Source organism: Nocardia sp. NPDC101769 (genome assembly GCF_044766925.1).
In the GTDB taxonomy this organism is placed as follows: domain Bacteria; phylum Actinomycetota; class Actinomycetes; order Mycobacteriales; family Mycobacteriaceae; genus Nocardia.
In genome coordinates this window covers 1-13421 of sequence record NZ_JBIWMX010000027.1, presented here as the reverse complement: position 1 = coordinate 13421, position 13421 = coordinate 1, and the positions used below count along the sequence as shown (strand labels likewise).

14 protein-coding genes are annotated in these 13421 nt (G+C 68.9%); all 14 read left to right on the top strand.

What is annotated here, in order from left to right:
• Positions 1–89 precede the first annotated feature (89 nt).
• On the top strand, positions 90–398 hold the full coding sequence (locus ACIRRA_RS32890; RefSeq protein WP_356997748.1) for a hypothetical protein: 309 nt from the start codon (positions 90–92) through the stop codon (positions 396–398).
• A 119-nt stretch (positions 399–517) separates the two neighbouring features.
• A complete protein-coding gene (ffh, locus tag ACIRRA_RS32885) occupies positions 518–2089 on the top strand; it encodes a signal recognition particle protein (RefSeq protein ID WP_402776377.1) in 1572 nt (523 codons plus the stop codon).
• A 304-nt stretch (positions 2090–2393) separates the two neighbouring features.
• Positions 2394–3341, top strand: coding sequence for a fumarylacetoacetate hydrolase family protein (locus ACIRRA_RS32880; protein ID WP_402776374.1), 948 nt, complete (start codon positions 2394–2396; stop codon positions 3339–3341).
• Positions 3342–3374: 33 nt separating this feature from the next.
• Entirely contained in the window at positions 3375–4112 is a 738-nt protein-coding gene (locus ACIRRA_RS32875) for an MBL fold metallo-hydrolase (protein ID WP_402776371.1), read from the top strand.
• A 268-nt stretch (positions 4113–4380) separates the two neighbouring features.
• On the top strand, positions 4381–5307 hold the full coding sequence (locus ACIRRA_RS32870; RefSeq protein ID WP_402776368.1) for a LysR family transcriptional regulator: 927 nt from the start codon (positions 4381–4383) through the stop codon (positions 5305–5307).
• A 57-nt stretch (positions 5308–5364) separates the two neighbouring features.
• The gene (locus ACIRRA_RS32865) at positions 5365–6465 is read left to right on the top strand and encodes an amidohydrolase family protein (RefSeq protein WP_402776366.1); all 1101 of its coding nucleotides are present in this window, start codon (positions 5365–5367) and stop codon (positions 6463–6465) included.
• Between the two features lie 94 nt (positions 6466–6559).
• Entirely contained in the window at positions 6560–6946 is a 387-nt protein-coding gene (locus ACIRRA_RS32860; protein WP_402776364.1) for a Uma2 family endonuclease, read from the top strand.
• Between the two features lie 454 nt (positions 6947–7400).
• Complete coding sequence (rpsP, locus tag ACIRRA_RS32855) at positions 7401–7841, top strand: 30S ribosomal protein S16 (RefSeq protein WP_354837712.1); 441 nt, start codon at positions 7401–7403, stop codon at positions 7839–7841.
• 162 nt (positions 7842–8003) lie between these two features.
• Complete coding sequence (locus ACIRRA_RS32850) at positions 8004–8246, top strand: RNA-binding protein (protein WP_029930032.1); 243 nt, start codon at positions 8004–8006, stop codon at positions 8244–8246.
• A complete protein-coding gene (gene rimM / locus ACIRRA_RS32845) occupies positions 8247–8783 on the top strand; it encodes a ribosome maturation factor RimM (protein WP_402776353.1) in 537 nt (178 codons plus the stop codon).
• Between the two features lie 4 nt (positions 8784–8787).
• Entirely contained in the window at positions 8788–9483 is a 696-nt protein-coding gene (gene trmD / locus ACIRRA_RS32840; RefSeq protein WP_356997765.1) for a tRNA (guanosine(37)-N1)-methyltransferase TrmD, read from the top strand.
• A gap of 13 nt (positions 9484–9496) precedes the next feature.
• Complete coding sequence (locus ACIRRA_RS32835; protein ID WP_402776349.1) at positions 9497–9823, top strand: DUF732 domain-containing protein; 327 nt, start codon at positions 9497–9499, stop codon at positions 9821–9823.
• A gap of 598 nt (positions 9824–10421) precedes the next feature.
• A complete protein-coding gene (locus ACIRRA_RS32830) occupies positions 10422–12845 on the top strand; it encodes a Tex family protein (protein WP_402776347.1) in 2424 nt (807 codons plus the stop codon).
• 449 nt (positions 12846–13294) lie between these two features.
• The coding region (locus ACIRRA_RS32825) for a transposase (RefSeq protein ID WP_402776563.1) at positions 13295–13421 on the top strand (127 nt) is incomplete at its 3' end.

Sequence of the window (13421 nt, the reverse complement as noted above, 5' to 3'; positions counted from 1 at the left end):
GGTCGGGTGATCGGCGTCACACCCTAATATTCGCGTGCAAGGTCGATCCGGAGGTCCCAAGCTGTCGCGAGCATGAGGGGAGCAGGTCGGTGGCAATCGAAGTCGTGTCCGCATCGATGATGACCAGCGATTTGACCGCACACATCGCCCGCTGCGTCGGCGGCGATCGCTGGGTGGTCTCCTGGCTGCCGGGGCGCACCCTCAGCGGCCAGCAGGCGGTGACCGCGATGACCATCGCGTCCACCGTCGCCGACCAGGGGCCCTCCGACGCCGAATGGGCGTTGCTCGACGGGCTGGCCCTCGAACTGGGCCTCACTGCCCGCGAGGCGGTCGGCATGGTCGCCACCGAGAACCATGATCTGCGCCGGCCCGGCCCACGTCCCCGCTCGCTGGAATAGCCGCCGGAACCGCTTGGCGTGCCACCTCGTTCGCGCAGGTCCGAGCCTGGCGCAACGGCATCACGCGGATCCCACTACCCTGGTATCTCGAGTGACGTCCCTCGAGATCAGGAGCATCGGTGTTCGAATCCCTTTCCGACCGGTTGGCCGGTGCCCTCAAGGATCTGCGTGGCAAGGGACGCCTGTCGCCGGCGGACATCGACGCGACCGCCCGCGAGATCCGGCTGGCGCTGCTCGAAGCCGACGTGGCGCTGCCCGTGGTCCGCGGCTTCATCGCCAAGATCAAGGAGCGGGCCAAGGGCGCCGAGGTCTCCGGCGCCCTGAATCCGGCGCAGCAGGTCGTCAAGATCGTCAACGAGGAACTCATCAATATCCTCGGTGGCGAGACCCGGCGGGTGCGGCTGGCCAAGAACCCGCCGACCGTCATCATGCTGGCCGGTCTGCAGGGTGCAGGTAAGACCACCCTCGCGGGCAAGCTCGCCAAATGGCTGAAGGGACAGGGACATACGCCGCTGCTGGTGGCCTGTGACCTGCAGCGTCCCGGCGCGGTCACCCAGCTGCAGGTGGTCGGCGAGCGGGCCGGGGTGCCGGTCTTCGCGCCGCATCCGGGCACCTCCATCGGCGGCGGCGAGAACCCGCTGGGCGTATCGGCCTCCGACCCGATCGACGTGGCGCGTGCCGGTATCGAAGAGGCGAACGCCAAGCAGTACGACGTGGTCATCGTCGACACCGCCGGTCGCCTCGGCATCGACGAGGAGCTCATGCGGCAGGCCGCGGGGATCCGCGACGCCGTCAACCCCGACGAGACCCTGTTCGTCCTCGACGCCATGATCGGTCAGGACGCGGTCTCCACCGCCGAGGCCTTCCGCGACGGTGTCGGCTTCACCGGTGTCGTGCTGACCAAGCTCGACGGCGACGCCCGCGGTGGCGCGGCCCTGTCGGTGCGTGAAATCACCGGCCAGCCCATCCTTTTCGCCTCCACCGGCGAGAAGCTCGAGGACTTCGACGTCTTCCACCCCGACCGCATGGCCAGCCGCATCCTCGGCATGGGCGACCTGCTCACCCTGATCGAGCAGGCCGAACAGGTCTACGACGCCAAGCAGGCCGAGGAGGCCGCCCGCAAGATCGGCTCGGGTGAGCTCACCCTCGAGGACTTCCTCGAGCAGATGCTGGCCATCCGCAAGATGGGCCCGATCGGCAATCTGCTGGGCATGCTGCCCGGCGCGGGGCAGATGAAGGACGTGCTGGCCCAGGTCGACGACAAGCAGCTCGACCGGGTACAGGCCATCATCCGTGGCATGACCCCCGCCGAGCGCGCCAACCCGAAGATCATCAACGCCTCCCGCCGCCTGCGCATCGCCAATGGCTCGGGCGTCTCGGTGTCCGATGTCAACCAGCTGGTCGACCGGTTCTTCGAGGCCAGGAAGATGATGGGCGCGATGTCCCGGCAGTTCGGCCTGCCGGGCGCGGGCCGCGGCGGCAAGACCAACAAGAAGGGCAAGAAGGGCAAGAAGGGCGGACGCGGCCCGACCCCGCCGAAGGTGCGCGGCGGCTTCCCCGGTATGCCCGGCCTCCCGGGCGGCATGCCCGCCGGTATGCCCGACCTCTCCAACCTCCCCGCCGGTCTCAACGAACTCCCGCCGGGTCTGGAAGGTTTCGACCTGTCGAAGCTGAACTTCCCCAAGAACTGATCCGCTCGAACCTGATTCGGCCCCGCCCCACCCGGGCGGGGCCGAATTGCGTTCCCGGCCAAGGGTGATCGTGCGGTCCTGCCAGGGTGATGCGGGTCGGCGCTCAGTGGTGCGCGGGATCGGGTCCGAGGGCTCGGGTCACGTATCCGGCCAGGGCGGCGCGGGCGAGGATCGGTCCCATCAGGCGATAGCGCTCGGCCCAGAAGGCATGCGCCGTGGGTCACGCCGTGCAGTGGTCGGAATTATCGGTACGGTTCCTGCGTGACCACTTGGTGTCCTCCGACGCGGCAGAACCGGTGATGCGATGACCGAACCGCCCCCGCTCCCGCGCCTGCGCCGCACCCTCGACCGCGGCCGGCGGCGCATCCTCCGCCAGATCGACACCGGCGGCGGGTGGACGACGGTCGGCGAATCCGATGGCGGCGCAGCCGATCTCGTGCCCTCGGCCTGGACCGAGGAGTTCGAGCTGGCCCGCTACGAGCGCCTGGACCTCGCCGACGGGGCCACGGTGCTGCCGGTGTGCCCGGCCTCGTTCCGGGACTTCATGCTCTACGAGAAGCATGCCGTGGACGCCGCGCGTGGGATGGCCCGCCGGTTCCTGCCGGCCGGATACCGGCTCGGGCAGGCATTCGAGACGCTCACCCGCCGGACGTTCCCGGCCTACCGGCCGCACCGGCTCTGGTACGCCCAGCCCATCTACTATCTGTCCAATGCGCTGACCATCGTGCCCTCGGGTGTCCCGATCGCGCCGCCCGCCTACAGTCGCGCCCTGGATTTCGAGCTCGAACTCGGGGTGGTGCTGGGCGCTCCGCTGTGCGACGCATCGCCGGAGCAGGCGCTGGCCGCGATCGCAGCGGTGGTGGTCGTCAACGACTTCTCGGCGCGGGATGTGCAATTGGCGGAAATGCGGTCGGGTTTCGGCCCGCAGAAGTCCAAGCATTTCGTCAGCTCGATGTCCGCGACAGCGGTCGCCGGTGCAGCGGTGGCCGACCGGCTCGATCGGCTCACGGCCACGGTGGCGATCAATGGGGAAACGGTGTCCCGCACCGGCACCGAGGGCATGCGCTTCTCGCTCGGTGAGGCCATCGCGCATGTCTCGCGCTCCGAGCAGCTGTATCCGGGTGAGCTGCTGGCCACCGGCACCCTGCCCGGTGGCAGCGGCATGGAGGTGGGCCGATGGCTGGCTCCCGGCGACGAACTGCGCCTGGAGATCGACGGCATCGGCGTCATCGAACATCGAATCCTGCCGTGATCGACCACCGAATCCAACACTGAGGACAGGTACGTGAAAATCGACCAGGTCTCCGATTCCGTCTACGTCGTCGCGGGCACGAACGTCAACTGGGCGTTGGTCAGTGACGAGCGCGGTGTGACCGTCGTGGACGCCGGATATCCCGCCGACACCGAGTCGCTGCTGAGCTCGGTGCGCCAGATCGGGCACGAGCTCGGCGATATCGCCGCGGTCCTGCTGACGCATGCGCACCTCGATCACATGGGTGCGATTCCGACCCTGGTCGAACGCCTGGGCGTGCCGGTCTACACCGGCGCCGAGGAGGTCCGGCACGCCAAACGTGAGTACCTGCAGCAGATCACGCCCGTGGACATGGTGCGGCAGTTGCGGACTCGGCGCGGGGCGGTCTGGGTGGCGCAGACCCTGCGCGCCTGCGTCGGTCACATCGGCATGACCGTGCCAACCGCCAAGTCCGCGGACGCCGACACCCTGGCGGCGCTGCCCGGCGGTTTCGTCGAGGTGCCGACGCCGGGTCACACCAACGGTCACACCGCGTATCTGATGCCGTCGGAGGGTGTGCTGTTCTCCGGTGACGCCCTGGTCACCGGTCACCCCCTCGCGCTCGAAACCGGTCTGCAACTTCTTCCGAGCGTGTTCAACCACGATGAGGCGGGGACGCTCGCGAGCGCCCGCGCGCTCTGCACGCTGGAGGCCGGGATTCTGGTTCCCGGGCATGGGCTGCCGGTCCGGAAGGACCTGTCGAGCCTGCTGGGTGATTTCGGCCGGCCGTGATCGCCGCGGCGCCGGCGGGCCGGGCCACGTGCTTCAGATTTTGAAGGCCACAGGGGACAGGTGCATGCGCAGGGTGCCGCAGGCGCAGCGGGTATAGCTGACGATGCCCTCGGAGGTGCGGTGGCGCGAAAGCACTTGGAAGGGTTGGGCTGTGGGCCAGCCGCAGTGGCGGCACCGTCGGTCCGATTCGGTCATGAGACCAGTCTTCGCGGGGGCGGTAGTCTCGGTCCATCGAAAGTTTTCGCAGCGAATCGTTCGGAATTGCCACATGATCGATCCTCGGTTGCAGGCCCTGCGGGTACTGCGTGAGCACGGCACGGTGACCGCGGCCGCGGCGGCACTGCATCTGACGCCGTCCACGGTGTCGCAGCAGCTGCGTGGCCTGGCCCGGGAGCTGGATGTCGAACTGCTCGAGCAGGTGGGGCGCAGGGTGCAGTTGACGGCCGCGGGGCACGCGCTGCTGCGGCACGCGGATCTGCTTGCGGCACAGGCGGAGAGCGCACGGGCCGAGCTGGCGGCGCACCGGGCGGGCATCGCGGGGGTGTTGCGGATCAGTGCGATGCCGACAGCCCTCGCGGCCCTGGTGGCGCCGGCCGCCGCCCGGCTGCGCGACGCGAATCCGGGGCTGACCGTGGAACTGATCGAGGACGAGAGCGCCCACTGCTTCGAAACCCTGTTGGTCGGGGACAGCGATATCGGGATAGTGCTGCCCGCACCCGGCAGCCCCGCGCCCGACGACCTGCGTTTCGAGCAGCGCCCGCTGCTGGCCGAGCCGGTGGATCTGCTTGTGCCCGTAGGTCATTCGCTCGCCGGGCGCGACAGCGTCGCCCTGACCGAGGCGGCGGCCGAGTCGTGGATCACCGGACGTGCGCGCATCACCCATCACCTGGTCGTCTCGGCCGCCTGCGCCACCGCCGGGTTCACACCCCGAATCGCCGGGCAGGCGGTCGATTTCCCGGGTGTGGCGGCCATGGTGGCGCACGGGTTCGGGGTGAGTCTGGTGCCCCGGCTCGCGTTGCTGCCGCCGGAGCTGGCGGTGGTGCGCGTCCCGCTGCACGACGATCCGGTCCCGGTCCGCCGTCACCTGTCCGCGGTGCGACGGGGCAGCGCCGAGCATCCGGTGATCGCGGCCGGCCTGGACGCCATTCGCGAGGTGTGCCGGGAGCGCACCGATATCACCGTGCTCGACGACTGATGCGATAGTGGACCCGGATTCGTGTCGAGACGTACCGTCCCAGGCGAGGAGGTGGGCATGCGGTTGCATTTCCGCGGCGTGGTCCTACCCGACGACGAAGTCCGCGACCTCTGGGTTCGCGACGGCCTGATCTCCGCCGAACCGATTCCCGGCGCCGACACTGTGCACGCCTCCGGCTGGATCGTGCCCGGCCTGGTCGACGCCCACTGCCACGTGGGCATCAAATACGGTGGCGGACACGAGGATTCGGCGGGCGCGATCGCCCAGGCCGAGGTCGAGCGCGACGCGGGTGCCTTGCTGCTGCGCGATGCGGGCTCGCCCATCGACACCCGTTTCATCGACGACCGCGACGACCTCCCCCGCATCATCCGCGCGGGCCGCCACATTGCCCGCCCCCGGCGCTACATCCGCGAACTAGGCATCGAACTCGACGACGAGCGCGATCTCCCCGAGATCATCGCCGAGCAGGCCCGGCGCGGCGACGGCTGGGTCAAGATCATCGGTGACTGGATCGACCGCGCGATCGGCGACCTCGCCCCGCTGTGGTCCGACGACATCCTGAAGGCCGCCATCGATGCCGCCCACGGCGAGGGCGCCCGCGTCACCGCCCACGTCTTCGGCGAGGACGCCCTGCCCGGCCTGCTGAACGCCGGCATCGACTGCATCGAGCACGGCACCGGCCTCACCGACGACACCATCGCGCTGATGGCCGCCCACGGCACCGCCCTGGTCCCCACCCTCGTCAATATCGACACCTTCCCCGGGATCGCCGACAGTGCAACCAAATTCCCCGTCTACGCCGCCCACATGCGAGACCTGCACCGCCGCTCCCGCGCCACCGTCGCCAGGGCCCACGAGGCCGGCGTCCCGATCTACACCGGCACCGACGCCGGCGGCTCCATCCGCCACGGCCGCATCGCCGACGAGATCGCCGCCCTCGCCGGCGCGGGCTTCACCCCGCACAACGCCCTCGGGGCCTCGTCCTGGCACGCCCGCACCTGGCTCGGCCGCCCGGGCATCGAACCCGGCGCCCCCGCCGATTTCGTTGTGTACCAGGAAGACCCACGCGAGAACCTGGCCGCACTCTCCACTCCCGCCTGGGTGGTGTTGCGCGGCCGCATCCACCACCGCCGCGACCCGGTCACCACGAATCGGTAGCAGATGGCGGGTTCCGTGGGCCGAGCCGCTCGGTCCTGGAAACAATGGGCCGACATGGAACAATGTCGATAGATTGGCAACCTGATCGACTCCGGTGTGGTGCCTGACAGGCGCGAAGCAGACAGATCGGACGGAAAACGGCCATGGCTGCGGAGGTTTCAACAATTCACGCCCTGGGTCCGACGACGGTGGAAGGCTGGCCTCTGCATATCGCCTGCGCCGACACCGGACCAGTTATGAACCGGCCGAGTTGGTTCTGGCTGTTGAGGTGTGGTCACCGGGCAACAAGCGCGCGGAACGCGACACGAAGATGGCCGGTTATGCGGCAGCCGGGGTGCCGTATCTGTGGATTGTCGAACTTCCGACGGGCAAGCCGGCGAAATTCTCGGCCTACCGGCTGGTCGACTTCGATGACTTGCGGTGCGCGGTGATCGGCGAGTGCACTACCGACGACGGTGCCCGTACCCGACTCGGCCGCTGACGCCCAGGTGAGGGCCCGGTCGGACGGTTCTGGCGATTCGGCTGCGCAACCAAAGTGAATCGGTCATGCTTCAGACGTTTGTTGTTCAACCTGATGAGGAGATGACCGTGGGGTCTATCGAAGCCCTGGCGATCGATGTATTGGCCGGACTGATCGTGAAGCTGCTGACGTCCGGGAGCTCCGGGCCGGGCCCGGTTCAGCAGTAGGCTCTTCGTGAGACGCAGCCCATCGGGGTCGTACCCGGTGGGCTGTGGTGTTTCCCGGGCCGGGTCGGGGCGATTTCTCCGGGCCGCCGGTGCTCTGGCAGAATGGACGACCGTCCTCATCGAGGACAGTGTCAGCCCGTCTCCGGTTCCGTACCGCGCGGCGGTCACAGCACTTGACGCAAAACCGGGTCCACCTCGTGTGGGCTGCTGAATTGCGACGTGACCAACCATTTGAAAGGCATCAGCTCATGGCTGTTCGTATCAAGCTGACCCGTATGGGCAAGATCCGCAACCCGCAGTACCGCGTCGTCATCGCCGACGCCCGTACTCGTCGTGACGGCCGCGCCATCGAGTCCATCGGCAAGTACCACCCGAAGGAAGAGCCGTCGCTCATCGAGATCGACTCGGAGCGCGCTCAGTACTGGCTGGGTGTCGGCGCGCAGCCGACCGAGCCGGTGAAGCGTCTGCTGGAGATCACCGGCGACTGGCAGAAGTTCAAGGGCCTGCCGGGCGCCGAGGGCACTCTGAAGACCAAGGCCCCGAAGCCGTCCAAGCTGGACCTGTTCAACGCCGCCCTGGCTGCCGCCGAGAACGAGCCGGTCGCCGAGGCCGTCACCCCGAAGAAGAAGGCCGCCAAGAAGGACGAGGCCGCCGAGGCCGCTGAGGCCACCACCGAAGCCGCCGAGTAGCCGTGAGCGAGCGCAGCGAGCGACCCAACGGCACAGCCGCTTCGGCGGTCATGCCGGAGCCGAGCGCCAGCGAGGTGGAGGCATGAGCGAGCGCAGCGAGCGAAGCAACGGCACAGCCGCTTCGGCGGTCATGCCGGAGCCGAGCGCCAGCGAGGTGGAGGCATGAGCGCCGTTGTCGCCGACGCCGTCGAGCACCTGGTGCGCGGCATCGTCGCCAATCCCGACGACGTCCACGTCGAGCTGATCACCAGCCGACGCGGCCGGACCGTCGAGGTGCACGTGCACCCGGATGATCTGGGCAAGGTGATCGGTCGTGGCGGTCGTACCGCGACCGCCCTGCGCACCCTGGTCGCCGGGATCGGCGGTAAGGGCATTCGCGTCGACGTGGTCGACACGGATCAGTAGATGGAACTGGTCGTCGGGCGGGTCGCCAAGTCGCACGGTGTGCGTGGCGAACTCGTCGTGGAAGTCCGCACCGACGAGCCGGAACTGCGGTTCGCGCCCGGCAGCGTCCTGAAGGGGAAGCTGCCGCGCGCGAAGCAGACGCAGGAATTCGAAGTGGAGTCGGTCCGGGAGCACTCGGGCCGGCTTCTCCTGCGTCTGGACGGCGTCGCCGACCGCACGGCCGCGGATGCGTTGCGGGGCATGCTGTTCGTGGTGGACTCCGCGGATCTGCCGCCGTCGGAGGACCCGGACGAGTACTACGATCACGAACTCGAGGGCCTGCGCGTCGAACTCGGCGACGGCACCGTGGTCGGCACCGTCAACGAGGTGCTGCATTCCGCTGCGGGAGAACTGCTTTCGATCAGGGCCGGGGACGCGTTCCCGCCCGCGGGCCGGGAGATCCTGGTGCCGTTCGTGCTGGCCATGGTGCCGACGGTGTCGGTCGCCGACGGCCTGATCGTCATCGACCCGCCCGAGGGCCTGCTGGACCCGGAGTAGCGCCGTGCGAATCGACGTAATCACGATCTTCCCCGAATACCTCGAGCCGATGCGAGCGGCCTTGCTGGGCAAGGCGATCGACAAGGGTCTGCTCGAGGTGGAGGTGCACGACCTGCGCCGCTGGACCCATGACGTCCACAAGTCGGTGGACGACACCCCGTACGGCGGCGGGCCGGGCATGGTCATGAAGCCGACCGTGTGGGGCGACGCCCTCGACGAGGTGTGCCCGGACGACGCGCTCCTGGTGGTGCCGACTCCGGCGGGCGTCCCGTTCACGCAGGAGACCGCGCAACGGTGGTCCGCCGAACAGCGCATCGTGTTCGCCTGCGGCCGTTACGAGGGCATCGACCAGCGCGTCTTCGACGATGCCGCGCGCCGGGTGCGTGTCGAAGAGGTCAGCATCGGCGACTACGTGCTCATCGGCGGCGAGGCCGCCGTGCTGGTCATGACCGAGGCGTTCGTCCGGCTGATCCCGGGCGTCCTCGGCAATCAGCAATCCCACGAACAGGATTCGTTCTCCGACGGTCTCCTGGAAGGCCCCTCCTACACCCGGCCGGTGTCCTGGCGCGGCCTCGACGTCCCCGAAATCCTGTTGTCCGGCAACCACGCCAAGATCGCCGGGTGGCGGCACGAACAGTCGCTGCGCCGCACGGCCGAACGCAGGCCCGACCTTCTACCGGATAACCTGGGCCATGCCTGAAGGAGAGTCAGTCATGCGTGAAACCAGAGGATTTCTCAGCGCGACGCTGGCCGGACTGGCTCTGTTCGCCGCGATGTTCGGCGGCGGCAAGGCGGTCGCGGACAACCTCGATGCGCTCTTCCTGAGTGACCTGGGCGACCAGACCGTCGCGTCGCCCGGCTACGAGGACACCGCGGACGGGCAGCGCCTGATCGCGGAGGGCAAGGACATCTGCGCCCGGCTGCGCGCGGGCACTCCTGTCGTGGCGACCGACGAGCGGGGTTACGCGCAAACGCTCATCCGCGCCGCCGTTACCGTCTACTGCCCCGAATTCAAGACGTCCCCAAGGGATTTCGGCTGAGCCCACTGCGCGCTCGGACAGCTTGACCGCGGCTGCGTCTCCCCCTTCGCCGCATCGAGCGGAATGCTCCATCGGGTCTTACCATCGGGTTCCGGCAGCCGCATGTTCTTGTCGTCGGCAAGGACGTAACTGTCGAGCGTGAGCGCCGACCCCGTCGGCGAGCGGAATGCGAAGTTCCTTGTCCGAGGCCGCGTTACGGCTGCCCGGGTGATGTCCCGTTCGCCATGTCGTTGGTCTCGATCGTGTCCCCGATCTTCACGGTGGCGATAGGGCCGGGGCCGCGCATCCGCCGATGACGTACCGCCCGTTCGCTGCGGCGCACCGGAACACATCGACGCCCGGGCCCGCCGGTATCCGAGGACGGGTCGCGCGAACGCAACCGACCGTCCCCACCAGTGCTGCCGCGGCGAGAGCGGCGCCGGCGGCGGTCCGGAACGCGTGGTGCGAAAGACGTTCGCGGAGAGTCGGGATCGGCACCGGGCGATCCTGCCATCATCGGCGTGTGACGGCGGTTCCGGCTCGGTGTCGCGGGGATGGTGACCGAATCGTGAGTGGGCCTTGCACCGGGTGTCGGGTGGCGGCGGTAGTGTCTGCGGGCGTGACGACAGCCTCCGAAACCGTCAGCGCAGCATCCACAGATGCCGCATCCACGGGTGCAGCGAGCACCGAGAGCACCGTCCGCCTCGCCAGCGTCGGCCGGCGTATCGCCGACGAGCTGGGGGTGCGCGAGGAGCAGGTGCGCTCCGCCGTCGAACTGCTGGACGCCGGGTCGACCGTGCCGTTCATCGCCCGCTACCGCAAGGAAGTCACCGGCGGGCTCGACGATGCGCAGCTACGAACTCTCGACGAGCGCCTGAGCTACCTGCGTGAACTCGACGAGCGCCGGGGCTCGATCATCGAATCCATCCGTGGTCAGGGCAAATTGGACGAGGCCCTGCACGCGCAGATCATGCTCGCCGAGACCAAGGCCCGCCTCGAGGACATCTACCTGCCCTACAAGCCCAAGCGGCGCACCAAGGCGCAAATCGCGCGCGAGGCCGGGCACGAGCCCGTGGCCGACGCGCTACTGACCGACCCGACCACCGATCCCGCGCAGTACAACGCCGAACAACTCGACGGCGCGCGGGCCATCCTGGTGGAGCGTTTCGCCGAGGACGCCGACCTGGTCGGTGAACTGCGCGAGCTCATGTGGGAACGCGGACAGGTCACCTCGTCCGTGCGCGCCGGCAAGGAGGAGGCGGGCGCGAAGTTCGCCGACTACTTCGAATTCTCCGAGCCCTTCAGCAAGCTGCCCTCGCACCGCATCCTGGCGCTGCTGCGCGGCGAGAAGGAAGAGGTGCTCAACCTGCACCTGGAACCCGACACCGAGGAGCTCGAGGACGGTCAGCGCTCGATCTACGAGGGCCGCATCGCCGTCAAGTTCGGCATCGCCGATCGGGGCCGCGCCGCCGACTCCTGGCTGCTGGACACCGTGCGCTGGGCGTGGCGGACCAAGCTGCAGGTCAGCATGGGCATCGACACTCGAATGCGGTTGCGGCAATCCGCCGAACGTGATGCCGTCGATGTGTTCGCGGCCAACCTGCGCGACCTGCTGCTCGCGGCGCCCGCCGGTACCCGCACCACCATGGGCCTGGACCCGGGCTACCGCACCGGCGTGAAGGTGGCCGTGGTGGACTCGACCGGTAAGGCGGTCGCGACCGAGGTCATCTATCCGCACAAGCCGCAGGGCCAGACCGAGAAGTCGCTCGCGGTGCTCGGCGCACTGGTCGCCCGCTTCGATGTCGAGCTCATCGCCATCGGCAACGGCACCGCCTCCCGCGAGACCGACGCCCTTGCCGCCGAACTGATTTCGCGCATCCCCGAGAACAAGCCCACCAAGATCGTGGTCTCCGAGGCCGGCGCGTCGGTGTACTCGGCCTCCGCCTACGCCTCGCAGGAACTGCCGGACATGGATGTCTCGCTGCGCGGTGCGGTCTCCATCGCCCGCCGCCTGCAGGACCCGCTCGCCGAACTGGTGAAGATCGACCCGAAGTCCATCGGCGTCGGCCAGTACCAGCACGATGTATCCGAGACGCAGCTGGCCCGCTCGCTGGGTGCGGTCGTCGAGGACGCGGTGAACGCGGTCGGCGTCGACGTCAACACCGCCTCGGTGCCGCTGCTGTCCCGCGTGTCCGGCATCTCCGGCTCGGTCGCGGAGAGCATTGTGGCGCACCGCGACGCCAACGGCCCGTTCCGCAGCCGCGCGGCCCTCAAGGATGTGCCGCGCCTGGGCCCCAAGGCCTTCGAGCAGTGCGCGGGCTTCCTGCGCATCCGTGGCGGCGACGACCCGCTCGACACGTCCGCCGTGCACCCCGAGGCCTACCCGGTGGTCCGCCGCATCCTCGACTCCAGCGGCCGCGGCATTCAGGAGATCATCGGCAACACCTCGGCCCTGCGCGCGCTGCGTCCGGTCGACTTCACCGACGAGCAGTTCGGTGTCCCCACCGTCACCGACATCATCTCCGAGCTCGAGAAGCCCGGCCGCGACCCCCGCCCCGAATTCAAGACCGCGGAATTCGCCGCGGGCATCGAGAAGGTCGCCGACCTGAAGCCCGGCATGGTGCTCGAGGGCGTCGTCACCAACGTGGCCGCCTTCGGCGCCTTCATCGACATCGGCGTCCACCAGGACGGCCTGGTCCACGTCTCGGCCATGTCCCACAACTTCGTCAAGGACCCCCGCGAGGTCGTGAAGTCCGGCGACGTCGTCAAGGTCAAGGTCCTCGAGGTCGACGTCCAGCGCCAGCGCATCGGCCTGTCCCTGCGCCTCGACGACGAGCCCGGAAACGCCAAGCCCGACCGCGCCGACCGCGGCCCGCGCAACAACCAGGGCGGCGGCCCGCGCGGCGGCAACCGCGACAACCGCCAGGGCGGCCAGGGTGGCCAGCGCCAGGGCGGTCAACGTCAGGGTGGCGGCAACCGCAACCAGCCCGCCCCCAGCGGTTCGATGGCCGACGCCCTCCGCCGCGCCGGCTTCGGTCGCTGACCAGCCGATCCCGAACCACCCGTCCGGCCGCACCCCACCCGGGTCCGGCCGGACGGCCGTTTCCGAACTCGGACCGACACGGCAACCGCACCCGGAAGATGGTCCCTCGGGGGTCCGGGCACTGCCGCCCGCGACCGGTCCCAGGGCGGTTCACGCGATCGGGCCGCCGCCGCACCGCCTCCCATGGCCGTAGGGCTGACATCGCTGCCGTCGTGACTGCACCGCGAAGGCGGGATCTCCCCGGAGCACGCGGCGATGCGGCTAGCTCAGCGGGGAGCCGACCCGGTGCAGGGTGCCGTCGGGGTCGACATAGCCGAATTCCCTTAGAACTCGTAACAAAATGGGGCTGGTGGGGGGAATGATGCGGAATCGGTTGGTGTTCTTCGTGTGTCGCCTGTGACTGGAGGTATACGACGGCACAACATAGGCCATGGGAGATCGATGATCGGTTGTGGGAGCGTGTGGAACCCCTGCTGCCGGTGGTCCCCCGCAAGGCACGCCATCCCGGCCGCAAGCGGCTCGACGACCGAAAAGTGTTGTGCGGCATCCTGTTCGTGCTCTACACGGGCATCCCGT

Bases quoted from the DNA above. Each gene is read 5' to 3' on its own strand.
- rimM (WP_402776353.1), top strand. From the start codon at position 8,247: ATGGAACTGGTCGTCGGGCGGGTCGCCAAGTCGCACGGTGTGCGTGGC.
- ACIRRA_RS32850 (WP_029930032.1), top strand. From the start codon at position 8,004: ATGAGCGCCGTTGTCGCCGACGCCGTCGAGCACCTGGTGCGCGGCATC.
- ACIRRA_RS32880 (WP_402776374.1), top strand. From the start codon at position 2,394: ATGACCGAACCGCCCCCGCTCCCGCGCCTGCGCCGCACCCTCGACCGC.
- rpsP (WP_354837712.1), top strand. From the start codon at position 7,401: ATGGCTGTTCGTATCAAGCTGACCCGTATGGGCAAGATCCGCAACCCG.
- ACIRRA_RS32865 (WP_402776366.1), top strand. From the start codon at position 5,365: ATGCGGTTGCATTTCCGCGGCGTGGTCCTACCCGACGACGAAGTCCGC.
- ACIRRA_RS32870 (WP_402776368.1), top strand. From the start codon at position 4,381: ATGATCGATCCTCGGTTGCAGGCCCTGCGGGTACTGCGTGAGCACGGC.
- ACIRRA_RS32835 (WP_402776349.1), top strand. From the start codon at position 9,497: ATGCGTGAAACCAGAGGATTTCTCAGCGCGACGCTGGCCGGACTGGCT.